Raw genomic sequence first — 24,486 nt, forward strand, 5'->3', positions numbered from 1 at the left:
GAATCTAGTCATGTTGTGTTGATATTGTGATTCAAGAATTCCCCCTGTTGTGTAACTCGTATGGTTGTTTGCAGGGGGAATTTGATTTTATTGTGTTTTTGCTGATTATTTTATTTGATGAATCATTAGTTTTTAGATTTCCGCGAGTAAGTATCCAAGGCTCCTCATGATGCGTGAATCGTTCAAGTTCTTTACCGCTGTAGCAACAAAATCGCAACTATAGCAGTAAAGATGATTACCCAATATGCGCAATTGGGGAAACTAACTCGGTTCCTGAAGCGTCTCTTCGCATATCGGGCTTAGGTAGCTCTACGTTCGCTCCACGTTGTGTAGTCGCGTAAAGCGGATAGTTTCCAACGTATGCTGCCAAAATCGTGTTTTGCCCCTTAAGGAATCGCTGTGATCGCACGCCTCCTGTGCCGCGACCCTTTGTAGGGTACATTTCTAGCGGCGTAATCTTTGCAGCTCCGTTTTCTGTTCCAGCAAGCGCGTCGCTATCTCCAGCAAGAGTGAATACTACGCTTCCAGAAGCAGAAAATAGACCATTTTCGCCCTCTTCGTAATTCCATTCAACATCATTTTTAGCAACTACAGCAAAAGCAGAAACAGTGCATCCTTCGTTAAGCCTAATTCCTGCCATTCCTGCAGAGCTTCGCCCCTGCGCTCGCACTTGTTTTGCGTCGAATGTAAGTAGGGAAGAATCGCTGCTTATAAACACAAGCCTATCTTCATCATTAGCAAGTGCTGCATTAATTACTGAATCGTTGTCTTTTAAGTCAATAATGCTCCAAGAATCCATTGTTGTTGGTGATTCAAAATTCCATCGTTTTACAACGCCATTCTTTGTTCCGATTGCAAGAGGAGTTTTAGAATCAGAATCGCTCAACGCAATAGCAGCTACGACTTTTTCTCCTCTAATTGGGTCTGTGCTTTGAGTAGAAGTTAATAATTCGCTTGCTTTAACGCCATTAGAAAGCGATTCTAGAACGTCTTCGTTTCCTTGATTTAAGTGTGGCAAATCTGCAACATGCGCTATTACTAATCGCCCTGCGGATGTTATTAAAGCGTATGTTGCTCGCGTAGTAGTAGTAAACATGCTTAAGCATGGAGTGTCAAAAATATTTGAAGAATGTGCCTGCCATCTATTAAATGTTTCAACATTAGTTCTTGCTATAAGCCCAGATGTGCTTAAAGCTACGGCACACGGTTCGTCGCTTAATTGCAAAGCTGCTGAGGTTGCGTCAGTATCTCCAGACTTACGAGCGGCGCTTGCTGCTGCTGCAACATCTGCCTGGGCATTTGTCAATTGATTTGCTGCAATAACTGCGTCCATGGCTGAATCAGAATTAACTTCTTTACTGTTTTTAGTGCAAACAGGTGTAAAGCTGCCATCTTCTTGCTCGTCTAAAAGAATAGTTCTGCGCGGAGTATCCCACTGCTTTACAGCGTAATCCATTTCTGCAATCACAACTTTGTCTAGCTGATTCGCTGAGCTTAGAATATCGTTAAGTTCATCTATTTTTTGCAATAAATCGTTTTTTTCGCCTTCTAGCTCTATTCGACTCATTTTCGTAAGTCTTCTGAGCCTTAAGTCAAGAATGTATTGCGCTTGAATTTCGTCTAAATCAAATACGCTAATAAGCTTTGATTTTGCGGTTTCTGCATCTTCGGAAGACCTAATTACTTGAATTACTTCGTCAATGTCCAGCATTGCAAGAAGCAATCCTTCTACAAGGTGCAGTCTCTCTTTGGCTTTGTTTAGTCTAAATTCGCTGCGCCTTCTAATAACGGTTCTTCTGTGCAAAATCCACACGTCTAGAAGCTCTCGAAGACCCATTGTGTGAGGTCTTCCATCAACTAGTGCAACGTTGTTAATCGTAAAGCTTTCTTGCAGCGGAGTGTGCTTAAAAAGCTGTGCAAGAACAGCGTTTGGGTCGAATCCTGTTTTTATTTCTATTACGATTCGCGTTCCGTTATGTCTATCTGTTAAGTCGATTGCTCCAGATATTCCATCTAGTTTGCGTGCTTTTATGCCTTGAGATATGCGTTCGAGCACACGCTCTGGTCCGACCATAAATGGTAATTCGGTAACAATAATCGCCTTTTTGCGCGCTGTAACGTTTTCAATATGCGTTTTCGATCTAGTTGTAAAAGCGCCTCTTCCAGTTTCGTATGCTTCGCGAATCCCATTGCGACCGATAATTATGCCGCCGCCAGGCCAGTCTGGTCCTGGAACTATTTGCATTAAATCGTCTAGGGTAGCATTTGGATGCTTCATAACGTATTTTGCTGCAGCTACAACTTCTCCAAGATTGTGAGTGGCCATGTTTGTAGCCATTCCAACTGCGATTCCAGAAGCTCCGTTTACGAGCAAGTTTGGTATAGCAGAAGGCAGAACAGTTGGCTCTTTTAGCTTATTGTCGTAGTTTGGAGCAAAGTCAACAGTATCTTCATTTATGTCTGCATTCATTCCAAGCGCTGCTGGAGCTAGTCGCGCTTCTGTGTACCTGGATGCTGCAGGACCGTCATCTAAGGAACCAAAGTTTCCATGACCATCAACCAAGGGGAGTCTAAGTGAGAACGGCTGAGCCAAACGCACCATTGCTTCGTAAATCGCGGAATCTCCATGCGGATGCAGCTTTCCCATCACTTCGCCTACAACGCGAGCAGACTTCATGTACGCGTGCTCTGGGGTAAGGTTCATGTTTCCCATTTGATACACGATTCGGCGCTGTACGGGCTTCATTCCGTCTCTTGCATCTGGCAATGCGCGTGCGTAAATCACAGAGTATGCGTATTCCAGGAAAGATTTGCTCATCTCTTCGTTAAGCGGCGTTTCAACAATGTTTTCCTTAACCTTTCTAGGGTCGAAGGTTTGTTTTGCTGATTTGCTGCGTGAAGGCATGACTTTGAACTCCTTGAAGTGATTTACAAGCCTTTATAATACCAATTTATGTGCACAAAAGTTTGGTAAATGCTTATTTTATGACTATTTTACTTATAGTCTGTTATGCATTATTCATGATTTCGTATAGTTTGTGTTTTGACTACAATGTTGCTTATGAGTATTGAGATTCCGCCTGTGGATGATTTGCTGAATTTTGTTGATGATTCGTGTAACTCAGATCTTCGTTTGTCTGCGATTCTTCCAGCAGTCAGCTCTTCGATTGATGCTTCGATTAGTACAGCTGTTTATAATGATCCTGATACTGCGCGCATTAGTTTTGGATTTCCGAAGTCGCAGAGTGCTGTTGTTGTGCTTGTAGACGGACTTGGCTATTGGAATCTTGCCATCAGAAAAGGTCATGCTCCATATTTGCGCTATCTTCTTAACGATTGCGCAAATCAGCGTCCAATAAAGACTTGTATTCCGAGTACTACGGTTGCAGCAATGGCAACTTTTGGCACAGGAACATGCCCTGGTCTTACTGCAATGACGGGATACACGCAAAAAAATCCTAAAACGGGTGCATTATCCCAATTAATCCAATTTAGGGATGCTCCAGATCCATTAGATTTGCAACGCCAGCCTACAATATTTGAGTCGCTTTCTAATTTAGGTGTTAGAGCGAATCATATAAGTCTTTCAAAATTTGAGGATTCTCCTCTAAGTCAAGCAGCTTTTAGGGGAGCTAAATTCATAAGTGGATCAACTCCTAGAGCAAGAATTATGAATGCTGCCAATAGTACTAAAACGCCTGGTTTAACATATTTGTACCTTAGAGATATTGATAAAGTTGGTCATAATTACGGTTGGAAATCTGAGAATTGGGTTTCAGTTTTTGAGCAGATAGACGCGCAACTGAGTCTTTTAAAAAAGAATTGTCAAAAAGGCACTTTGATTGTTATTACTGCAGACCATGGAATGATTGAATCAAATCCAGATTTGAAAATAGATATTGCAAAAGATAGTCGTCTTACTAAAGGAGTTAAGCTTGTTGGGGGAGAGCCTAGGTCTGTTATGCTTTACGCGGAAGATGGCGAAAATCCAGATGACATTGCGTTAAGATGGTCTAACGTTTTGCAAGATAAAGCGCGTGTTAGAACTAAAGAGCAAGCTGTTAAAGATGGTGTTTTTGGGAAAGTCAGCCCGTTAGCATTAAGCGTCATAGGTGATGTTCTTGTTCAAGCAAAGTCATCTGTAACTATAGTGGATTCCAGGATAGAAACAGAAAAAGCCATGAACTTACCAAGCGTTCATGGCTCTATGAGTCACATGGAAATGGATATTCCATGCTTAGTTGATATAGCTTGATTTATGATAAATTAAGCCTCTCCAAAAAGAATCTCATCCCAACTAGGAACAGCAGCTCTCGTGCTCTTCTTAGCCCTAGTATGCTCGTTCATATGCTGTTTTGGTTCAGTCTTTGGAGTTTTTATAGCAACTGTTTTATCTGCTTGAACATGCGCATCTTCAGAATCTGATCCAAAAGTGTTGGATTTAGAATTTGCATATTTGCTTTTTGCAGAAGCAGAATTGGAAGAATCGACTACCGCATTTTCACTAGAATTATCTTGTGAAATGTTTGCGCTCGCATTTTCGCTACTATCTTCATTTTCTGAATTTTCTTTAGACTTATAGATTCCAGAATTAGAAGAAGAGTTTGCAATATTTGCAATATTTGCAGCAGTTTCTGCGGCTTCTATGTTTTTTACGTTTGCAGAAGACTGTTCTGTATTATCTGGATTGTTAGATGGAGTAGAGTTTGATACCAAATCGCTTAGAATCGGATTTTCTGTATAACCATCTAAAGAATTATTCGTATTGTTGCTGTTTTGTTCTTTTTGTGCAGCCTCTGTTTGAATAGCAACATTTGCAAGATTAACGCTATTCCTTGATTCCCACTGACTCACAGCACGTTCTATTCTTGCAGAACGAATCGAATTTCCTGGAAGCTCATCATTTGCGAATGGGAAGTTTATGCTTACTGTGTCTCTATAAGCTCCTCCAAATTGTGATTTTTTAGAAGAAGAATCATTGTTCATGACTTCTTCGCCAAGCAACAATCTAGATGAAGGGTTTGCGCACGTAACAGAGTTGTCGTGCATATTCCAAGTCCACTCTGCTTTTATTGTTCGAGTAGCAGTGTTGAACTCTGCTGTTATAAGCCATGGTTCAAGTCCGCGTCTTGTGGCACGCCATTTTACAGTTTCCATTCCAATGTGTGCTTTTGCGAGAGTTCGTTCGATCAAATCTGAAATAGTTCTCATATTGCTTTGTTTTGGAGCTGGAACTGTTAAGAATTGCTCAATAGCATACTGTTTTTCTGTTTCAACGCCACTAGAGAATCTTTTAACTTGAGATTCGCTTACGTTATATCGCTTTGCAACATGTTCTGGATCGACGCCAGCACGTATCAGTGCTTGTATCTGAGATATAGGTAGTGTTGCCGTGGTAGCAGTTGGCGAATCATCAGATTTACCAATAGAATTAACTGTGTTTTGATTATCGCCATCAACATTTGTTAGTTTTTTTGATTCGGCAATCGCGTGCTCCAGCGTGTCGTCAACATGAATTTTTAACGGCGTGTTTTCAAAAATAAAAATTAAATCGCCATTATTATCCACATGATCGAAACTCGCCTCTTTTGGCGGATTTTCAAGCATTGTGCACCACTTTCCTCGCTTTTAACGCTACTTATAACATACTTTAGTCCATAGTCTGCCTTCTTTGCCATTTTCTATGAATAAAAAAGCGAGTATTCTATGCGGGGTAGCTTTCATGTATGCTATGCGCGTAGGTAGCTTTTATTAGATAGCTAAAAGTATAAAAGTAGATTTAGTAAGTAGTTTTAAAAACGAAAGGACCATAATGGCACAGGATTATGATTCTCCTCGTAGCAAAGACGAAGACGAGGAGTCATTGGAAGCGTTGAGTAAGGGTTCACAAAGCTCTTCTAACGATATAGACGATGATGAGAATGCTATTGCAGAAGATTACGAGTTGCCAGGTGCAGATTTAAGTAATGAAGACGCGTCTGTTACAGTAATACCAATGCAGGGTGATGAATTTATTTGCTCAGAGTGTTTCCTCGTAAAGCATCGTAGTCAGCTTGCGCAAATGTCTCAAGACGGTCAGCCAGTTTGCAAGGAGTGCGCAGCCTAATGTCTTATGACGAGACCTACACTGGTCCAGAACAGGTAGAAGTTCTTATCAAGTATTTAGATAATTTAGACAATACTGATAGTAATCAGCCTGCTATGGAACATATTTCTTACGCTCATGCTGGAGATGCTGGGGCGGATTTGCGAACTACGCAAGATGTGACTTTGCGCCCGTTTGAACGTGCTCTGGTTCCAACTGGTGTTGCTATAGCTTTGCCAGCTGGATACGTTGCTCTAGTTCATCCGCGTTCTGGTCTCGCTGTAAAACAAGGTGTTACAGTTCTTAATGCGCCAGGAACCGTTGATGCTGGGTATCGCGGTGAAATTAAGGTCCCGTTGATAAATATGGATCCGAACAATACTGTGCAGTTCCATCGTGGAGATCGTATAGCTCAACTAGTTATTCAGCGTTATGTTGAAGCTAATTTTATTGAGGCAAATCAGCTTCCAGGATCAGATAGATCTACAAAAGGATTTGGATCTACTGGAGTGCAATAAATTATATAAATCCGGCCAGAGCTAAGTTTATTAGACTGAGTCGGATTTATTGTATTTAATATTAAGTTTATTGTATTTAATATTAGACATGTAGATTATTGTATGATTTAGCTTGTTTTACAATGTAGGATAGTAACTATAAATCGGGAGGTGATATTCGATGGGTGAAAATCAAGACGACATTAAGGGAGCTAACATGCTCGGATGTGAAATTAGCGAAGATATGCGAGACCCATTGTGCCCAATATTGCGAATGTGTAAGTGGCATCATCCCGATGAGAATATGGAGATATTACACAAAGCTTATGCTAGAGCCGTAAAACAGCATACTGGTCAAAGGCGTAAATCAGGCGAACCATATATTATTCATCCTCTTGCTGTTGCTCAGATTTTAGCTGACCTAGGAATGGGTCCTATAGTTGTTGCTGCAGGATTATTGCACGATACTGTTGAAGATACGGATTACACGCTAGAAGAGTGTAGGGCTGATTTTGGTGATACTGTTGCAGGATTAGTTGACGGTGTTACAAAAATATCAAAAATGGAATATGGAGAAAGCGCTCAGGCAGAAACAATCAGAAAAATGGTTGTTGCAATGAGCCGAGATGTGCGAGTGTTGGTTGTAAAACTTGCAGATCGTTTGCATAACGCTCGTACATGGAGATACGTTAAGCCATCTAGCTCACATAAAAAGGCTCGTGAAACTCTAGATGTTTACGCTCCTCTTGCAAATCGACTCGGCATGAACGCAATTAAAACAGAGCTTGAAGAGCTAAGCTTTAAAGTTTTATATCCAAAAATTTATAACGAAATAGTAGTTTTAGTTGCTCGTAGAGCTGGTCAGCGTGAAGTTTATTTGCGTCAAATTCTAGAAGAAATCAATGAAGATTTAAACCAGCAACATGTAAAAGCTTCTGTTAAGGGGCGTCCAAAAGATTATTTCTCAATCTATCAAAAGATGATTGTTCGCGGTCATGATTTTGAAAATATTTACGATCTTGTAGGTGTGCGAATAATCGTTGATTCTATTCGAGACTGTTATGCTGCATTAGGTGCAGTGCATGCGCGCTGGAGCCCTGTTCCTGGACGTTTTAAGGACTATATAGCAACGCCTAAGCTAAATATGTATCAAAGCTTGCACACTACTGTTGTAGGTCCTGGTGGAAAGCCTGTGGAGATTCAGATTCGCACATGGGACATGCATAGGCGTGCTGAATTTGGTATTGCTGCTCACTGGAAGTATAAGGCAAACGGACAAGCTGGTCGCGCTTTAAGCAAGCCAGATAAAGGTGATGTTAAGCGTGAGCAAGAAGAAAACAAAGAGCTTAGCGAATTAGATAATTTAAAGTGGATTCAGCAGCTTGCAGATTGGACCAGTGAAACGCCAGATTCTGACGAATTCTTGGGTTCCTTAAAGCAAGATCTTGGAGCTTCGGAAGTCTACGTGTTTACTCCAAAGGGAAGTATTGTTGCTCTTCCGCAAGATGCAACTCCAGTTGACTTTGCTTATTCTGTGCATACCGAGGTTGGTCACAGAATGATGGGCGCTCGTGTAAATGGAAAGCTTGTGCCACTTGACACTAAGCTTAACAATGGCGATACTGTAGAAGTTCTTACATCAAAGTCTGATACTGCTGGTCCTTCAAGAGATTGGCTCAGCTTTGTAAAAAGCCCTAGAGCTAGAAATAAGATTCGTCAATGGTTTAGCAAGGAACGTCGTTCGGAGGCGATTGAAGAGGGTAAAGACGAGCTTACGCGAGCTATGCGTAAACGTAACTTGCCTTTATCTACTTTACTCACTCCGCAAGCGTTAATAGGTGTTGCTGAAGAGCTTAATATAACTGCTAACGTAGAAGCTGTTTATGCTGCAATTGGCGAAGGTCAAGTTTCCACTCAAAACGTTATCTCTCGTCTTGTTAAAGATGCTGGTAGTGAAGAAGTAGCTGAAGAAGCTCAAGAAGAAGCACTTCCGCTTAGGAGAGTGGAGCGTAATCGCAAGTCTAATGGTGTTCTTGGTGTCTCCGTAAAGGGCGTTGGAGATGTGTGGGTTAAACTTGCTCGCTGCTGCATGCCTGTTCCTGGAGATGACATTGTTGGTTTTATAACTAGAAATCAGGGTGTTTCTGTTCATAGAACGGATTGCCAGAATATGATTGATTTGCAAAAGTCACAGTCGGAGCGTGTTATCCCTGTTCAATGGACTAGCGATAAAGGCTTGTTCCTTGTTAAAGTTCAAGTAGAAGCTTTGGATCGTCAGCATTTGCTTTCGGATGTTACGCGAGTTCTTTCGGATCATGGTGTAAACATTCTTTCGGGAACGATTGCTACTGGAGATGACCGCGTTGCTACAAGTCAATTTACGTTTGAAATGGCAGATCCTCAGCATTTGAACACTCTTCTTGCTGCGATTCGTAAGATTGATGGCGTTTTTGACGTTTATAGAATTACGGGCGCAAAAGATAGTGCAGAACCGCGACTCAGAAAAATGGAACGCGACTAAACAATAAAACCTAAACAATAAAACTTCCAGTCAAATAATGTTTTGGCTGGAAGTTTTATTATTGTAATTTTTATATTATTTATGCTTTATTTTAGTTAATGTTATTACTTAATAACCTCAATAGATATAATTCCAACTGGCTCTAGTGGGGCATCAGACCTATCTGTTGGAACAGATTCGAGCTTATCTACAACAGCCTTAGATTCGTCATCCACGACTTCTCCAAAAATAGTGTGATGACCATCAAGCCAAGGAGTTGGCACGGTAGTTATAAAGAACTGAGATCCATTCGTGCCATGTAAGCGTCCGTCTCGTCCGCGCTGTTTTCCAGCATTTGCCATTGCAAGAAGATACGGTTTATCAAACTTTAAAGATGAGTCAATCTCATCGTCAAATTCGTAGCCAGGACCACCCATTCCGTTTCCAAGAGGGCATCCGCCTTGAATCATAAAGTCTTTGATAATACGATGGAATGTCAAACCGTCATAGAATGGTTCGTTGGATTTTTCTCCCGTAAAAGGATTCATCCACTCTTTTGAACCAGTCGCCAAGTCAACGAAATTTTTTACTGTAATAGGCGCTTTATCGTCAAAAAGATTAATCTTTATATCGCCTTCGGACGTATGCATATTGATAAGTGTCATAATGCGATTTTCCCATATGTTAAAGACTGTTCAAAATTGTTGCAAATAAAACTGTTGCAAATAAAAATAAGGCGAGCTTGAGCAGGATTAATCTTGCACTAACTCGCCTTATTTTCGTAATATCAAAACTTTAGAAACATAGATACTCTACGCTTTGGCGCTTTGATATAACGTTGAACCAGCTTCCTGGAACTTTTTACTCATCTCTTTCATACCCTCGGCAATAGCCTGACTGCGGGCTTCTTCAACAAGTTGTTCTTGTTGAGCTGCGCCACCGAAACGCTTGCGAATATTCTGAGAAATAGCCATTGAGCAGAATTTTGGTCCACACATGGAACAGAAGTGAGCCATTTTTGCTGGCTCTGCTGGAAGCGTTTCGTCATGGAAAGCAATAGCGGTATCTGGATCGTAGCTTAAATTAAACTGATCCAGCCAGCGAAACTCGAAACGAGCCTTGCTTATAGCGTTATCTCGATCCATGGCATGCGGATGATGCTTAGCAAGATCCGCAGCGTGACAAGCAATTTTATAAGCAATAACACCTTGCTTAACGTCGTCCTTATTAGGAAGTCCTAAATGCTCTTTAGGAGTGACGTAGCAAAGCATTGCTGTGCCATAACGAGCGATTTCAACGCCGCCGATAGCGGAAGTAATGTGATCATATCCTGGTGCAGTATCGGTTGTTAAAGGACCAAGAGTATAGAATGGAGCATTCTGGCAAATTGCTTTCTCCATTTCAATATTCATACGGACAGTGTCGAATGGTACGTGTCCTGGGCCTTCAATCATAACCTGAACATCGTGTTGCCAAGCAATCTTAGTAAGCTCTCCAAGAGTCATAAGCTCGGAAAGCTGAGCAGCATCGTTAGCATCAGCTAAGCTTCCTGGACGCAAGCCGTCACCCAAAGAGAACGCAACATCGTACTTGGCGAAAATCTCGCATAATTCTTCGAAGTGAGTGTAAAGGAAGCTTTCTTGATGGTGTTGCAAGCACCATTCAGCCATAATGGAACCGCCTCGAGAAACAATACCGGTTACGCGGTTTGCAGTAAGAGGCACGTATCGAAGAAGTACGCCTGCGTGAATAGTCATGTAGTCAACGCCTTGCTCGCACTGTTCAATAACAGTGTCGCGGAACAATTCCCAGCTGAGCTTAGAAGCGTCATCCTCAACCTTTTCCAAAGCCTGATACATTGGCACAGTGCCAATCGGAACAGGGGAGTTACGCAAAATCCATTCTCGAGTTGTGTGAATATCGTTACCTGTGGAAAGATCCATAACGGTATCCGCGCCCCATTTAGTAGCCCAGGTAAGCTTTTCTACTTCTTCGTCAATAGAAGATGTGACAGCAGAATTACCCATGTTTGCGTTGAGCTTAGTTAAGAAGCGAGAACCAATAATCATAGGTTCTGCTTCAGGATGGTTGATATTGCAAGGAATAACAGCGCGACCAGCTGCAACTTCAGAACGAACAAGTTCCACATCGCAGTTTTCACGAGTTGCAACATATTGCATTTCTGGAGTTACAATATTATGCCTTGCATACCACATCTGTGTAATAGGATGATCTGCAGCCTTCATCGGCTTATGAGTGCGACCACGCCATTCTTTAGAAGCTTTTCCTCGCTTAATAGCTCGCTTACCGTCATCTTGAAGATTTCGACTACGACCTTCATATTCAACAACATCATTGCGATCTCTAATCCAATCAAGACGAAGAGGAGCCAAGCCCTCTTTAGGATCGCACTTAGGACCTTCTGTGTTGTAATCCTTAAATGGTGGGTTAGGGCCAACGCCTGGAGTATCAGAAAGCTTAATTTCTGTATATGGCACTTCCAAATCGTAAGAACCATATTCATATTCAAAGTGAACTGGAGTAGTTTTACGAATATGAGCTTTGTCTCTTTGAGTACATCCGCGAGAAGCGATATCAACGCGCTGCTGCTTTGCTAATTTTGCAGCGTCTTTTGCTTCTTTAGCATTAATGAATTTTGGTGTATCGCTAACTTTCTCGTCAGCTTTTTCCTGCACTATAACGCGTTTTGCATAACCGTGCTTTTGATTGCCGCGAATGTGTGTAAAGCGTTCCACGAATTCACTCATTGTGGATTCTGGTGTTTCGCTTACGTACAATGCTTCAGATACAAACAATCCTGCAGCCTTACTGCGAGCAATCATTTCAACATCTTCTAAAGATGTTCTTCCTCCAACAAGTACTGGAAAATCGCTTGCTGAGCAAATAGTATTAATCTTTGCTTCATCTAAAATAGTGTGATTTGGTTCTAATTCGTAAGTTGGAGTAGTGTTTTCGCAACCATCTTCTGGATTATGCATTGCTGTTACACAAATATAATCAATGCAGCCATCAGGAAGTTCATTAATAACCTTAACAAGACTTTCTGTTTCAACAGATAAGCCGATTATTGCGTCTTCTCCTAAAAGTGCTCGTGCTTCTTTTGGTTCCATGTCGCTTTGTGCAAGATGAACTCCATCGACTTTAATTCCTTGATTTCTTGCCTGCCAGACAACGTCAACTCTTCCGTCTATTACGAAAGTTACTGAATCACATTTATCGTTATCTTCTATGATTTGTGCAATATCTCGTGCGATTGATGTGATTTCTTTTGCGCTTTCATCCGCACAATTAAGCCTTATAAATGTTGATCCTGCACGTAAAGAGTCGTCAACTACATCCGTGAGTGCGCGATTCTTGCATAGTTTAGGATCTGCAATAAAGCATGTGTTTAGGTTGAACTGGTCACGCATTGATGCGTATGGATAGTTTGAGGTCATACTTAATCGTTGCTCCCTACGTTGTATTAACTAACAGGTTCGAAGGGTCAGGTTTTTCGCCTATCTCAGCCTTCTTTAAAAAGAAAGCACCCCTGCAAAATGTTGTGACTCAGACATTTTACATTATTCGGTAGTTTTTTAGTAAATCGTAGGCATGTTGAGTGGTTGACCATTTGATAAATATAAAATCCTAGAAGCGATTAATAGTTTTTAATGCATGCTATTCGCTACTAGGATTTTATTTGTGACTTTTATTATCGAATATTATCGACGTTCATGATGGTTGATTTTATTGGATATTAAATCTCCAACAGTCTGTACTACTTGCACGAGCAGAATGCAGAAAATAACAGCAACACTCATAACATCATATTGGTAGCGCTGATATCCGTAGCGAATTGCAATATCTCCTAGGCCGCCTGCGCCAACGGTTCCAGCCATTGCAGAGAATCCAAAAAGTGTAATGAAAGTCAATGCTGCTCCACGAATTAATGAAGGCAAGCTTTCAAAAAGCAATACTTTGAATACTATTTGCGTATTGCTTGCACCAAAACTTTGTGCAGCTTCTATAAGACTTCCATCAACTTCTGCGAGAGATTGTTCAACAATTCGTGCTACGAATGGTGCAGCTGTTAGAACAAGAGGAACAATAGCACCAGAAACGCCCAAAGACGTTCCAACAATAAGCCTAGTGAGTGGAATTATTGCAACGAGTAGGATTATAAACGGTATTGAGCGAACAATATTTACAATCCAACCTAAAACCGCATTCAAACATGAATTAGGGCGTATTCCTTGTTTTGCGCTTGTTATAAGAAGAACTCCTATTGGTAATCCTATTACGTATGCGAATAGTGTAGATATTGAAGTCATAGATATTGTATCTCTTGTGCCTTCAATGAGTAGTTCTCCATATTCGTCTATAAATTGTGAAATATTTTCTTGCATTTTTATTTCACCCCATTATTTGTTGCGCTATTAGTGGTTATTCCATTTTCGGAATTACTATTATTGGATTTAGTTCCCCTATGGTTTTCAACATGTTCGTCTGCAATAAGCGTTTTTAAAATATTGCTTTGAGGATTTTTGAAAAGTGTTGAAGTGTCACCGATTTCTACGATTTTTCCGCCGTCAATCATAGCAACCCTATCGCAAATATTTCTTGCTACTGCTAACGAGTGAGTAATAATAACCAGTGTTACGTTAAGATCTCGGTTGATTCTTCTAAGCAAGTCAAGTATTTGTGCTGTAGTTGTTGAATCCAAGGCGCTTGTTGCTTCGTCACAAAGCATTATAGAAGGATTATTAGCAAGTGCTCTCGCTATTGCAACTCTTTGCTGTTGTCCGCCAGAAAGCTGAACGGGGTAGCGGTTTGCTAAATCTTTTAATCCAACTAAATCAAGTAAATACTTTGCGCGTTCTTCTCTTTTTTCTTTAGGAGTGTTGTTTATTTCCAAAGGAAAAGTCACATTTTGTAATACAGTTCTTTGTTGGAAAAGACTAAAGTTTTGGAAAATCATTCCAATATTCGATCTTATTTTAGACAAATCTCTATTTTTTGCGTCCGTAATATCTTTTCCGTCTATTATCACTCTTCCAGATGTTGGACGTTCTAACAAGTTCATGCATCTGACTAATGATGATTTTCCAGCTCCAGAAGATCCCAAAATACCAAACACTTCGCCTGATTCAATAGTTAAATTAATATCGTTAAGTGCTTCATGCGATTGCTTACCACTTGAGTAAGTTTTATAAAGATGCTTAATTTGAATCATATTATCTCTCACTGATTTTGAAAAACAAGCATGAGGCATGCGCCTCTATGCTTTTGTGAGTCACATGTCTCATACTTGTTTATGGCTAGAACACTGTAATCATCTTAGAAAACTGGCAAAACAGCGCCATTGTAGTTTTTCTTTATAAAATCACGGACCGTATCTGTTTTTAACGCTTTTACAAGAGCCTTGATTTTAGCAAGCTTTTCGGATCCCTTCTTAACAGCAATAATGTTTTCGTAGGTTTTAGCAGCTACGCCTCCAACTTTTTCGCTTGTAAGAGGATCTTTAGTTGGGTTAAATCCAGCTTGAATAGCGTAGTTTCCGTTTAGAGCAGCTAAATCAACGTCTTTAACAACTGTTGGAACCAAAGCGGCGTCTATTTCCTTAAACTTTAGATTCTTTGGATTAGAAACAATATCTTTCTTTGTTGCGTTAACATCCTTTGGGTTCTTTAGCTTAAGAAGACCTGCGTCTTGCAAAAGAAGAAGTGCGCGAGCTTCGTTGGTTGGGTCGCTAGGAACCGCAACTGTTGCTCCATCTTTTAAGTCCTTAATTGTCTTAGTCTTTCCTGGGTAAAGTCCAAATGGCTCAAAGTGGATTCCAGCAATAGAAATAATATGCGTTCCTCTTTCTTTATTGAAGTTATCTAAGTATGGCAAATGCTGATGGTAGTTTGCGTCTGCTTCGCCTTCTTCTACAGCAGTATTTGGTTGCACGTAGTCAGTAAATTCTTTAACAACCAACTTATAACCCTGCTTTTGCAAAATCGGCTTAACTACTTTGTTCAAAATATCGCTGTGAGGAGTTGGGGAAGCTGCAACCTTAATCACTTTATCGTCCTTGGTTGCTCCATTTGCAGAAGATCCGCATGCGCTTAGAGACAGTCCTAAAATTGCAGTTAGTGCGGTAAAAGCGGCAATAATCTTTGTGTTCTTTTTTGTGATTTTCATATTTTTCCCCTTGTCCTTTAATGTGTTAATAATTTTTCGTTTCTTAGCAACGGAATATCAATATATGCGATTTTGTAGCCTCTTCGCTACCTATTTTCTATTTGTATAATTTATGACGAGTTAGTAATACTAATGAAATCAGGCAGATAGGTGACAATTAATTTTTTATATTTGCTATTGATTTTTTGTTTTTCGTGATTTTTTTATGATTGGCGTTTTGCGATTTCTCTGTTTAGTGGACGCTTTTATTGCAATATGACTTATGCAATGCGCCTTATGTAACATGGCTTATAATAAAAACATGACTTCTTTGCGTTTAGCTTTAGCTCAAATTGACACTTGCGTTGGAAACATAAGCAAAAATACGGATGAAATATTGCGATTTTGCAAAGATGCAAGTAGTGGTAACGCCGATATTGTTGTGTTTCCAGAAATGACACTAACAGGGTATCCAATCGAAGACCTTGCTTTGCGTGCGACATTTAGAAAAGCAGCTAACGAAGCTGCCTATAGTCTTGCTGAAAGCTTGAAAGATAGCAGATTAGGTGACTTATACGTTGTAGTTGGAACAGTCGGTGTAGACGATGAGTTAGGTAAGCCAAGAAATCGCTTGCTTGTTATTCATGACGGAAAAGTGGAGTTTGTTTATGACAAGCATTTCTTGCCAAATTATGGCGTTTTTGACGAATTTAGAATTTTTTCTTCTGGAAATGATTGCGGAATTCTAAACGTTAAAGGCACAAAATTAGGATTTGCTATTTGCGAAGATATTTGGCAAGATGGCGGCCCGGTTGCGCGTCTTTCTAAAGAGGGGATTGATGTTTTAGTAACAATCAACGGTTCTCCGTACGAAGAAGGCAAAACGGATATCCGCTTAAAGCTTGCGCAAAAGCGTGCAAAAGAGGTTAATGCTCCTCTTGTTTACGTAAATCAAGTTGGTGCTCAAGATGATCTTGTTTTTGATGGCGGCAGTTTTGTAGTAAACGCAGACGGGTCTTTGATCGAGCGTTCTAAAATGTTTGATCAAGACTTAAGTTTTGTTGATTTTGATACAGATTTAGATGCACAAAAGTGCTCAACAATTGCTCAAAAATTAGACCCAGACGAAGAAGTTTATTGTGCATGTGTATTGGGACTTAGAGATTATATGCGTAAAAACGGCTTTAAGGGGGTTTGCTTAGGACTTTCTGGCGGAATCGACTCTGCGCTAGTTGCAACTATGGCAGCAGATGCTTGCGGTGGGCAAAACGTTTGGGGAATTTCAATGCCAAGCATGTATTCTTCGCTTGGTTCTAAAGACGATGCTTGCGATTTAGCGCAGCGACTTGGAGCGCATTACGATGTTCAGCCTATTGAGCCACTTTTTAAGTCGTTCCAAAATCAGCTTGATTTGCAAGGCATTGCTGCAGAAAATTTGCAAGCACGAGTTAGAGGTGTGATTGTTATGGCGTACTCTAATTCAAAAGGTTTGCTGGCTTTAGCTACTGGCAATAAGTCGGAGCTTGCATGCGGTTATTCTACGATTTATGGAGATGCGGTAGGAGGGTATGCTCCTATTAAAGATTTGTTTAAGACTCGTGTTTGGGCGCTTTCTAAATGGCGAAATCGTGCTGCTAAAAATGGCGTAGGTCTTGGAATGTTGCCTATTGCAGGAAGTGAAGATTTTCCTAAAGACAATAATCCTAAAGAAAAGGCTCCAAAAGATGGAATTCTTATACCTGTAAACTCGATTATTAAGCCTCCAAGCGCAGAGCTAAGACCAGGGCAAAAGGATTCTGATTCTTTGCCAGAATACGATTTGCTAGATAAAGTGTTGGAAGCTCATATTGAACTTGCTCACGGTCGCGCAGATTTGCTTGCAGACGGTTTTGATGAGCGCACAGTTGATACAGTTATTAGGCTTGTAGACCGCGCAGAATGGAAGCGTAGGCAGTATCCGTTAGGTCCAAAAGTTAGTGCGATTGCGTTTGGAAGAGATAGGCGAATTCCAGTAACAACCGCGTTTAGAGAGTAGACGAAATCTTGGATACGTCTTGGGAAAAGTCGCAAGCATCCGTTGATTAACTACATATTGCATATACGCTAGTTTGAGTATTCAAACTAGCGTATTTTACTAAAAATAAGCTAAAAAACAGTAAAATGTGAGGTAACTCACGTTAAAAATGCCAAAAATCGACGTGTACTGTTTGAACGTTGCTCTAACATAGTAGAGAAGGCGACGTGAAGAAGCGTCGTGGATACGAAAGGAGTCAAATATGGCATCAGTGGATGCATCCGTTCTCAGCGAAGAGGATCTTCGTGCAAAAGCGTGGGATGGTTTTACAAGCGGCAATTGGGAAAAAGATATTGACGTTCGTGACTTTATCCTAAAGAATTACACCCCATACGAGGGTGATGAGACGTTCTTGGCAGACGCTACCGAAAAAACGAAGCATATGTGGAAGTACCTCGACGACAACTACTTGGCAGTTGAGCGCGAGCGCCGTGTATACGACGTTGAAACCCATATTCCAGCAGGTATCGACGCAATGCCAGCAGGCTACATTGAAAGCCCAGAAGTAGATAACGTAATCGTTGGTTTGCAAACTGACGAACCTTGCAAGCGTGCTATGATGCCAAATGGTGGTTGGCGAATGGTTGAGCAGGCCATTAAGGAAGCTGGCAAGGAAGTAGATCCAGAAATTAAGAAGATTTTCACCGTTTATCGCAAGACTCATAACGATGGCGTGTTTGGTGTTTACACCAAGAATATTAAGATTGCTCGTCACAACAAGATTTTGACTGGTTTGCCAGATGCTTATGGCCGTGGTCGTATTATCGGTGATTATCGTCGTGTGGCTCTTTACGGCGTAAACATGCTTATTGAGTTCAAGAAGCGCGATAAGGATTCGATTCCATACCGCAACGACTTTACTGAGACCGAGATTGAGCATTGGATTCGCTTCCGCGAAGAGCATGATGAACAAATCAAGGCTTTGAAGCAGCTTATTAACTTGGGTAACGAGTACGGCTTGGATTTGAGCCGCCCAGCTCAAACCGCTAAGGAAGCTGTTCAGTGGACTTACATGGGCTATCTTGCTTCTGTTAAGAGCCAGGATGGCGCTGCAATGAGCTTCGGCCGTGTTTCCGCATTCTTCGATTGCTACTTTGAGCGTGATTTGAAGGCTGGCTTAATCAACGAAACCGATGCTCAGGAAATCATTGATGCTTTGGTTATGAAGCTTCGTATTGTGCGCTTCTTGCGTACTAAGGATTACGACGCAATCTTCTCTGGAGATCCATACTGGGCAACTTGGTCCGATGCTGGCTTCAGCGATGATGGTCGCACCTTTGTTACTAAGACTTCGTTCCGTTTGCTCAACACTTTGACTCTTGAGCATCTTGGGCCAGGTCCTGAACCAAACATCACTATTTTCTGGGATCCAAAGCTTCCAGAAGCCTACAAGCGTTTCTGCGCACAAATCTCTATCGATACTTCTGCAATTCAGTACGAGTCCGATAAAGATATTCGTGAGCACTGGGGCGATGACGCTGCTATTGCTTGCTGCGTTTCCCCAATGCGCGTTGGTAAGCAAATGCAGTTCTTCGCTGCTCGTGTTAACTCCGCAAAGGCTTTGCTCTACGCTATCAACGGTGGCCGCGATGAAATGACTGGCATGCAGGTTATTGATAAGGGTGTTATTGACCCAATCAAGCCAGAAGCTGATGGAACTCTTGACTACGAGAAGGTTAAGGCCAATTACGAGAAGGCTTTGGAATGGCTTTCCGAAACCTACATTGAGGCTTTGAACATCATCCACTACATGCATGATAAGTACGCGTACGAGTCCATTGAGATGGCTTTGCACGATAGGGAAGTCTATCGTACACTCGGCTGCGGTATGTCTGGCTTGTCTATTGCTGCAGATTCCTTGGCTGCTTTGAAGTACGCGAAGGTTTACCCAATCTACAACAAGGATGCTAAGACCACTGAAGGTCATGAGTACGAGTACATCGAAGGCGCAGACGACGACTTAATCGTTGGCTACAAGACGGTTGGCGAGTTCCCAATCTATGGTAACGATGACGATCGTGCTGATGACTTGGCAAAGTGGGTTGTAAGCACTGTTATGGGTCAGGTAAAGCGTTTGCCTGTGTACCGTAATGCTGTTCCAACTCAGTCCATCTTGACTATTACTTCTAACGTTGAGTACGGCAAGAACACTGGTTCCTTCCCATCTGGACACAAGAAGGGTACTCCTTACGCACCAGGTGCAAACCCAGAAAATGGTATGGATTCTCACGGTATGCTTCCATCCATGTTCTCCGTTGGCAAGATTGACTATGACGATGCTCTCGATGGTATTTCTTTGACCAACACCATTACTCCAGATGGTTTGGGAAGAGATGAAGACGAGCGTATAACGAATTTGGTTGGTATTTTGGACGCTGGCAACGGTCACGGCTTGTACCACGCAAACATCAACGTTTTGCGCAAGGAACAGCTTGAAGACGCTGTTGAGCACCCAGAAAAGTATCCACACCTTACGGTTCGAGTTTCTGGCTACGCAGTGAACTTCGTAAAGCTCACTAAGGAGCAGCAGCTCGACGTTATTTCTCGTACATTCCACCAGGGTTCGGTTACTGACTGAGTCTGATTGATTTATGAGGTGCCGCCGGGAGTGAGCAGGTTTTGCTCCTGGCGGCTTTTAAAATAAACGTAGTTTTTAAAATCGAATAAATTAAACCAAAGACGGTTATAGGAGGGCATATAGATGGTTGAAAACACAGCATTTCGTACCACGACTCAGCACATGTTAAAGGAGTCAAAAGAGTATGCCCGACAAACTTTAATGGGTGGTCTTTCTGGTTTTGAATCTCCAATTGGATTAGACAGAAAAGACCGCTTAGTTGCTCTTAAAACTGGCGATATTGGGTTCGTACATTCGTGGGATATTAACACTTCTGTTGATGGCCCTGGCACTCGCATGACAGTGTTTATGAGTGGCTGCCCACTTCGCTGCCAATATTGCCAAAATCCTGATACTTGGAAAATGCGCGACGGCAAGCCAGTCTACTTAGATGCAATGATTAAAAAAGTTGACCGTTATCAAAGTCTTTTTAAGGCAACAGGCGGCGGAATCACGTTTTCTGGCGGCGAATCCATGATGCAACCAGCTTTTGTATCTAGAGTCTTTCGTGCAGCAAAAGAGATGGGCGTGCATACTTGCTTAGATACTTCTGGCTTTTTGAATCGCAATTATACGGACGAAATGATTGACGATATTGATCTTTGCTTGCTAGACGTTAAATCTGGTATTGAAGAAACGTATAAAAAAGTAACTGGCGGCTTGCTTCAGCCAACTATTGACTTTGGTCAGCGCTTGGCGAAGGCTGGTAAGAAGATTTGGGTGCGTTTTGTGCTAGTTCCAGGTCTTACAGATAGTGAAGAAAACGTTGAAAAAGTTGCCGAGATTTGCGATTCGTTTGGTGATGCTGTTGAGCATATTGACGTGCTTGGATTCCATCAGCTGGGCCGCCCAAAGTGGCATGAGCTTAGGATTCCGTACCCTCTTGAGAATCAAAAAGGACCTTCTAGGGCGCTTAAAGAGCGAGTTGTAAACCAGTTCAAAGACCACGGTTTTGTTGTGTACTAGACTGCGTTTAGATTGCACCAAAGTTGTAATTGTAATTTAGGAAAATTTTGCGTATTGTATTGTTTTTTTTTTAAAGGATTTTGTATAATTATACAAATAACCTTTTTTAGAGAAAGGATACGCAATGAAGCGCAGAATAGGTTGTTGGATTGCATTAGCTTTTGCATTAGCGTTAGCTATTTTTGCACGGTGTAACGATCAGTTTGGCTTTGGTACAGCGCTTATTATTTTAATTGTTTTGCCGATAATTTTGTTGCCGATAAATATCGTTGCAGCTTTCGATAAGAAACTTCTTATCGAAGTGCCGATAATATCTATTGCTATAACTATTGCTACAGAACTTGCCACTTTTCCAATAAAAGATTTAGGTTTACATACCATCTACGTTATCCCAACGATTTTGGTTTCGGCGGTTGCGTTTACTCTTACTAGATTCCTTAAAACTAAACTTGTTAAGAGCATAACTCAATAAGATCAAACAATAAAACAGATTGATTATTTATTTGATTTTTATTTTTGAATAGTCGTAGTTGTGTGCGAAAGTTGAAGCCGTGTTAAAAGATGCATAATCTATAACACGGCTTAAATATATCTTGCGCAATGTTTTGCAAAATAATATTCAAGCAGATACAAAATAAAATGCTGCGTAAGATGCAAAAAGCGTAAGAATTTGGCTAAAGCGTGTAATCGGGAGGCGTTCTTGAATAAGGAACCAAAGCTCTTAAAAGAGCCTAGAGAAGGAGTTCCAGAAGTCATTGATACGCTTGAAGCATATAAAGAATATTGTAATTTGTTAGCATCAGGGTCGGGGTCTTTGGCTGCAGACGCAGAGCGCGCATCTGGTTTTAGATATGGTCACGAAGATTGGCTGATTCAGTTCAAACGCAAAGGTGCAGGAATTGGATTGCTGGACCCAATAGCTTTAGGAAAACTTGGCGTTGATTGGCATGAATTTAATGAGGCAGTAGGGGATGCGCCTTGGATTATTCACGATTCTATGCAAGATTTGCCAGGATTTTTCGATATTGGTTTGCGTCCGCGTGCTTTATTTGATACAGAAATCGCAGCTAAATTGCTTGGTAGAAAGCGATTTGGATTAAGCTCTGTAACTGAATATTATTTGGGGTTGACTCTTGCAAAAGAACATTCTGCAGCGGATTGGTCATATAGACCTCTTCCTAGAGATTGGCGAAATTACGCTGCTTTAGACGTTGAATTGCTAATCGAATTAGAAGAAGTAATGAGCGGCGAGTTAAAAAAGCAAGGCAAGCTTTTATGGGCAAATCAAGAGTTTGCACACTTATTAAGTAAAGGTGCGCAAAAGAAGGCTCCTCACCCAAATCCTTGGCTTAGAATATCTCATATAAGCGTTCTTATGCACGATAAAATCGGCTTAATGATTGCAAAAGAGCTTTGGCAAAAACGAGATGAGCTTGCTCGTCAATACGATATTGCGCCAACTCTATTGCTTTCGGATGCTGCGATTATTGAAGCAGGAAAGCGAAAACCAAGTAATTCTAGGGAGTTTCGCTCAATTCGCATTCTTAACGAACGCGTTAGGATTCACACGGGCAGCGAGCAAGACAAGATGTTTGAACGCTATGCTCCGATTCAGCGCAAAATCAAGCCAAATGTGTGGAAAGCTGTTATAGAAGACGCGATTAGCCGCGCTAAAAGTGGAGAAGTTGCTATTGTTTCTAAGCTTGATGATTCAAGTAGTAAATATGGCAATTACAACGATTCTGAAGATTCTGTAGATTCTGGCGATTCTGCGGATGCTGGCGATTCTGTTGATTCTAGCGACGCACAAGAATCGCAAGCAGCTCCACGATCTATGAAGTATTGGCGTGATCATCATCCCAAAAGATATGAGCGCTTACAAAATGTAAAGCAATCTTTAATTAAGATTGCGGAAGATACTCACACTCCTTCGGAAGTTATTATTAAGCCGCAAATCATACGTAATCTTTGCTGGCAGGATGATGTTGAGCATATTAATGTTAAAGAGTTCTTAGATGAGCAAGGCGCAAGAATGTGGCAAAGTGATTTAATTGCTGAGTCCGTAACTCGCGCTATTATGTAACGGTTGTGCCATATGGCAGAAGCTAGAAAACGTAATTTCAGGAGCATGAAGCGTGAAAATCAGCGTCAGGAATCTTGAGCCAACTAAGGTTAAGCTCACCATTACCGCAGATCTCGAAGATTTTGAGCCATTTATGGATCAGGCTCGTAAAGAGATCGCAAAGCAAATCAATGTGCCAGGTTTCCGTAAGGGACACGTGCCAGGCAAGATTGTAGATCAGCGAGTTGGCTTCGGAGCTGTTGCCGGTGAAGCTGTAAATTCTGCTGTTCCAGAGCTTTATTCTAAGGCTTTGGAAGAAAAGAAGATTCGCCCAATGGATCAGCCAGAATTTGATGTTCAGGAAGTCCCAGAATCTGCTAAAGACGAACTTAAGCTTAAGTTTGTTGCAACTGTTGAGCGTCGCCCAGAGTTCAAGCTTAACAAGTTTAAGGGTGTAGAAATCGAAGTAGAAAAGCCAGAAGTTACAGACGATGATGTTAATGCTCGTCTTGAGGCTTTGCGTCAGCGCTTCGGTACTCTTGTTGGTGTTGATCGCCCAGCTAAGAAGGGTGATTTTGCTAACATTGATTTGGAAGCTCGAATCGACGATGAGGTTGCTGATTCTCAGAATGGCGTTAGCTATGAGCTTGGTTCCAACACCATGCTTGATGGTTTGGATGAGGCTTTGGAAGGTCTTTCCGCTGGCGAAGAGACCACTTTTGAAGGCACTCTTGAGGCTGGAAAGAACCAGGGTAAAAAAGCTCAGGTTAAGGTGAAGGTTAACTCTGTTAAGACTCAGGAATTGCCAGAGCTTAATGATGACTTCGCTCAGGAAGCTTCTGAGTTTGATACTTTTGAAGAGCTTAAAGCTGATGTTCGTAAGTCTTGCGAGCAGGCAAATGAGGGTCGTCAGGCTACTATGGCTCGAGATGCCTTTATTGCTAAGCTTCAGGAAGAGGTTGAGATTCCTGTACCAAAGGGTGTTAAAGAAAAGGCTGTTGCTGAACATCTTAAGGGTATGACTCCAGATCCTGAAAAGGCTACTAAAGAGCAGAAGGAAGAAGCTGAGAAAGCTGCAGAAAAGGAGCTTCGTGACCAAATGGTTCTCGACGCTTTGGCAGAAAGCCTCGATGTTTCTGTTTCTCAAGCAGATGTTACCAACTTCTTGGTTTCTGTTGCTCAGCAGTATGGTATGGATCCAAGCCAGTTTATTAACGCTATTGTTCGCAATGGTCAGCTTGGTTCCGCTGTTCAGGAAGTTGCTCGTTCTAAGGGCTTGCTTGCTGGTATGCGTGCTGTAAAGTTCGTTGCTGGCGGAGAAGCTCTTGATTTGAGTGCTTTCTTGTCGGAAGATGAAGAGCCAGAAGATGAAAGCGTTAAAGCTGCTTCCGCTGCTGCTGCAGTAGCTGATGAGCTTACCTCTGAAAAGTAGTTAGAGTCTTCTAAATTAGAATCTTCTAATAATCTTGTTATTTAAGACCTAGTGGGGTGTAACTCTGCTGGGTCTTACTTATATCTAA

At 41.5% G+C, this 24,486-nt stretch carries 17 protein-coding genes and 1 riboswitch; of the genes, 10 read left to right on the forward strand and 7 right to left on the reverse strand.

Annotated elements, in window-relative coordinates:
• Window positions 1-235 precede the first annotated feature (235 nt).
• Entirely contained in the window at window positions 236-2,905 is a 2,670-nt protein-coding gene (locus ACJV45_RS04785) for a DNA gyrase/topoisomerase IV subunit A (RefSeq protein ID WP_419397763.1), read from the reverse strand.
• A gap of 156 nt (window positions 2,906-3,061) precedes the next feature.
• Here ACJV45_RS04785 and ACJV45_RS04790 point away from each other — a divergent pair, with 156 nt between their 5' ends.
• Complete coding sequence (locus tag ACJV45_RS04790) at window positions 3,062-4,255, forward strand: alkaline phosphatase family protein (protein WP_419397783.1); 1,194 nt, start codon at window positions 3,062-3,064, stop codon at window positions 4,253-4,255.
• A gap of 11 nt (window positions 4,256-4,266) precedes the next feature.
• On the opposite strand, the gene sepH is transcribed toward ACJV45_RS04790, so the two are convergent.
• On the reverse strand, window positions 4,267-5,607 hold the full coding sequence (sepH, locus tag ACJV45_RS04795) for a septation protein SepH (protein WP_415698291.1): 1,341 nt from the start codon (window positions 5,605-5,607) through the stop codon (window positions 4,267-4,269).
• Between the two features lie 205 nt (window positions 5,608-5,812).
• Between sepH and ACJV45_RS04800 the strand changes: the two genes are divergently transcribed.
• The 3 genes from ACJV45_RS04800 to ACJV45_RS04810 all read left to right on the forward strand — a co-directional run bounded on the left by ACJV45_RS04800 (window position 5,813) and on the right by ACJV45_RS04810 (window position 9,103).
• The gene (locus ACJV45_RS04800; RefSeq protein WP_020761336.1) at window positions 5,813-6,106 is read left to right on the forward strand and encodes a DUF4193 domain-containing protein; all 294 of its coding nucleotides are present in this window, start codon (window positions 5,813-5,815) and stop codon (window positions 6,104-6,106) included.
• Window positions 6,106-6,603, forward strand: coding sequence for a dUTP diphosphatase (gene dut / locus ACJV45_RS04805; RefSeq protein ID WP_020761335.1), 498 nt, complete (start codon window positions 6,106-6,108; stop codon window positions 6,601-6,603). Before ACJV45_RS04800 ends, dut begins: the two co-directional genes overlap by 1 nt.
• A gap of 160 nt (window positions 6,604-6,763) precedes the next feature.
• The gene (locus ACJV45_RS04810; protein ID WP_004112592.1) at window positions 6,764-9,103 is read left to right on the forward strand and encodes a RelA/SpoT family protein; all 2,340 of its coding nucleotides are present in this window, start codon (window positions 6,764-6,766) and stop codon (window positions 9,101-9,103) included.
• Window positions 9,104-9,207: 104 nt separating this feature from the next.
• On the opposite strand, the gene ACJV45_RS04815 is transcribed toward ACJV45_RS04810, so the two are convergent.
• The 5 genes from ACJV45_RS04815 to ACJV45_RS04835 form a co-directional block, all read right to left on the reverse strand.
• Window positions 9,208-9,747: a peptidylprolyl isomerase gene (locus tag ACJV45_RS04815; protein ID WP_415690278.1), complete on the reverse strand. Its 540-nt coding sequence runs from the start codon at window positions 9,745-9,747 to the stop codon at window positions 9,208-9,210.
• Between the two features lie 147 nt (window positions 9,748-9,894).
• Window positions 9,895-12,540 carry a phosphomethylpyrimidine synthase ThiC gene (thiC, locus tag ACJV45_RS04820; RefSeq protein WP_019261528.1) on the reverse strand — a complete coding sequence of 882 codons (2,646 nt, stop codon included), beginning with the start codon at window positions 12,538-12,540 and terminating at the stop codon, window positions 9,895-9,897.
• Window positions 12,537-12,644: riboswitch (TPP riboswitch) on the reverse strand. It overlaps the preceding gene by 4 nt.
• 160 nt (window positions 12,645-12,804) lie before the next feature.
• Complete coding sequence (locus ACJV45_RS04825; protein ID WP_419397764.1) at window positions 12,805-13,488, reverse strand: methionine ABC transporter permease; 684 nt, start codon at window positions 13,486-13,488, stop codon at window positions 12,805-12,807.
• 2 nt (window positions 13,489-13,490) lie between these two features.
• On the reverse strand, window positions 13,491-14,315 hold the full coding sequence (locus tag ACJV45_RS04830) for a methionine ABC transporter ATP-binding protein (protein ID WP_419397765.1): 825 nt from the start codon (window positions 14,313-14,315) through the stop codon (window positions 13,491-13,493).
• 104 nt (window positions 14,316-14,419) lie between these two features.
• Complete coding sequence (locus ACJV45_RS04835; protein ID WP_004125099.1) at window positions 14,420-15,268, reverse strand: MetQ/NlpA family ABC transporter substrate-binding protein; 849 nt, start codon at window positions 15,266-15,268, stop codon at window positions 14,420-14,422.
• Window positions 15,269-15,569: 301 nt separating this feature from the next.
• Here ACJV45_RS04835 and ACJV45_RS04840 point away from each other — a divergent pair, with 301 nt between their 5' ends.
• The 6 genes from ACJV45_RS04840 to tig all read left to right on the forward strand — a co-directional run bounded on the left by ACJV45_RS04840 (window position 15,570) and on the right by tig (window position 24,398).
• On the forward strand, window positions 15,570-17,282 hold the full coding sequence (locus ACJV45_RS04840) for an NAD+ synthase (protein WP_419397784.1): 1,713 nt from the start codon (window positions 15,570-15,572) through the stop codon (window positions 17,280-17,282).
• A gap of 241 nt (window positions 17,283-17,523) precedes the next feature.
• Window positions 17,524-19,899: a formate C-acetyltransferase gene (pflB, locus tag ACJV45_RS04845; RefSeq protein ID WP_004121710.1), complete on the forward strand. Its 2,376-nt coding sequence runs from the start codon at window positions 17,524-17,526 to the stop codon at window positions 19,897-19,899.
• Between the two features lie 123 nt (window positions 19,900-20,022).
• Window positions 20,023-20,904, forward strand: a complete 882-nt coding sequence (pflA, locus tag ACJV45_RS04850; RefSeq protein ID WP_004112608.1) for a pyruvate formate-lyase-activating protein — start codon at window positions 20,023-20,025, stop codon at window positions 20,902-20,904.
• A gap of 124 nt (window positions 20,905-21,028) precedes the next feature.
• A complete protein-coding gene (locus tag ACJV45_RS04855; protein ID WP_240611373.1) occupies window positions 21,029-21,376 on the forward strand; it encodes a hypothetical protein in 348 nt (115 codons plus the stop codon).
• A 228-nt stretch (window positions 21,377-21,604) separates the two neighbouring features.
• Window positions 21,605-22,987, forward strand: coding sequence for an HRDC domain-containing protein (locus ACJV45_RS04860; protein ID WP_419397766.1), 1,383 nt, complete (start codon window positions 21,605-21,607; stop codon window positions 22,985-22,987).
• 52 nt (window positions 22,988-23,039) lie between these two features.
• A complete protein-coding gene (tig, locus tag ACJV45_RS04865; protein ID WP_020761328.1) occupies window positions 23,040-24,398 on the forward strand; it encodes a trigger factor in 1,359 nt (452 codons plus the stop codon).
• Window positions 24,399-24,486 lie beyond the last annotated feature (88 nt).

This window comes from Gardnerella lacydonensis (assembly GCF_048545055.1).
GTDB lineage: Bacteria > Actinomycetota > Actinomycetes > Actinomycetales > Bifidobacteriaceae > Bifidobacterium > Bifidobacterium vaginale_C.

Coding starts and splice junctions, on each gene's coding strand:
- ACJV45_RS04785 (WP_419397763.1), bottom strand. CDS start 2,905: ATGCCTTCACGCAGCAAATCAGCAAAACAAACCTTCGACCCTAGAAAG.
- ACJV45_RS04790 (WP_419397783.1), top strand. CDS start 3,062: ATGAGTATTGAGATTCCGCCTGTGGATGATTTGCTGAATTTTGTTGAT.
- sepH (WP_415698291.1), bottom strand. CDS start 5,607: ATGCTTGAAAATCCGCCAAAAGAGGCGAGTTTCGATCATGTGGATAAT.
- ACJV45_RS04800 (WP_020761336.1), top strand. CDS start 5,813: ATGGCACAGGATTATGATTCTCCTCGTAGCAAAGACGAAGACGAGGAG.
- dut (WP_020761335.1), top strand. CDS start 6,106: ATGTCTTATGACGAGACCTACACTGGTCCAGAACAGGTAGAAGTTCTT.
- ACJV45_RS04810 (WP_004112592.1), top strand. CDS start 6,764: ATGGGTGAAAATCAAGACGACATTAAGGGAGCTAACATGCTCGGATGT.
- ACJV45_RS04815 (WP_415690278.1), bottom strand. CDS start 9,747: ATGACACTTATCAATATGCATACGTCCGAAGGCGATATAAAGATTAAT.
- thiC (WP_019261528.1), bottom strand. CDS start 12,540: ATGACCTCAAACTATCCATACGCATCAATGCGTGACCAGTTCAACCTA.
- ACJV45_RS04825 (WP_419397764.1), bottom strand. CDS start 13,488: ATGCAAGAAAATATTTCACAATTTATAGACGAATATGGAGAACTACTC.
- ACJV45_RS04830 (WP_419397765.1), bottom strand. CDS start 14,315: ATGATTCAAATTAAGCATCTTTATAAAACTTACTCAAGTGGTAAGCAA.
- ACJV45_RS04835 (WP_004125099.1), bottom strand. CDS start 15,268: ATGAAAATCACAAAAAAGAACACAAAGATTATTGCCGCTTTTACCGCA.
- ACJV45_RS04840 (WP_419397784.1), top strand. CDS start 15,570: ATGACTTCTTTGCGTTTAGCTTTAGCTCAAATTGACACTTGCGTTGGA.
- pflB (WP_004121710.1), top strand. CDS start 17,524: ATGGCATCAGTGGATGCATCCGTTCTCAGCGAAGAGGATCTTCGTGCA.
- pflA (WP_004112608.1), top strand. CDS start 20,023: ATGGTTGAAAACACAGCATTTCGTACCACGACTCAGCACATGTTAAAG.
- ACJV45_RS04855 (WP_240611373.1), top strand. CDS start 21,029: ATGAAGCGCAGAATAGGTTGTTGGATTGCATTAGCTTTTGCATTAGCG.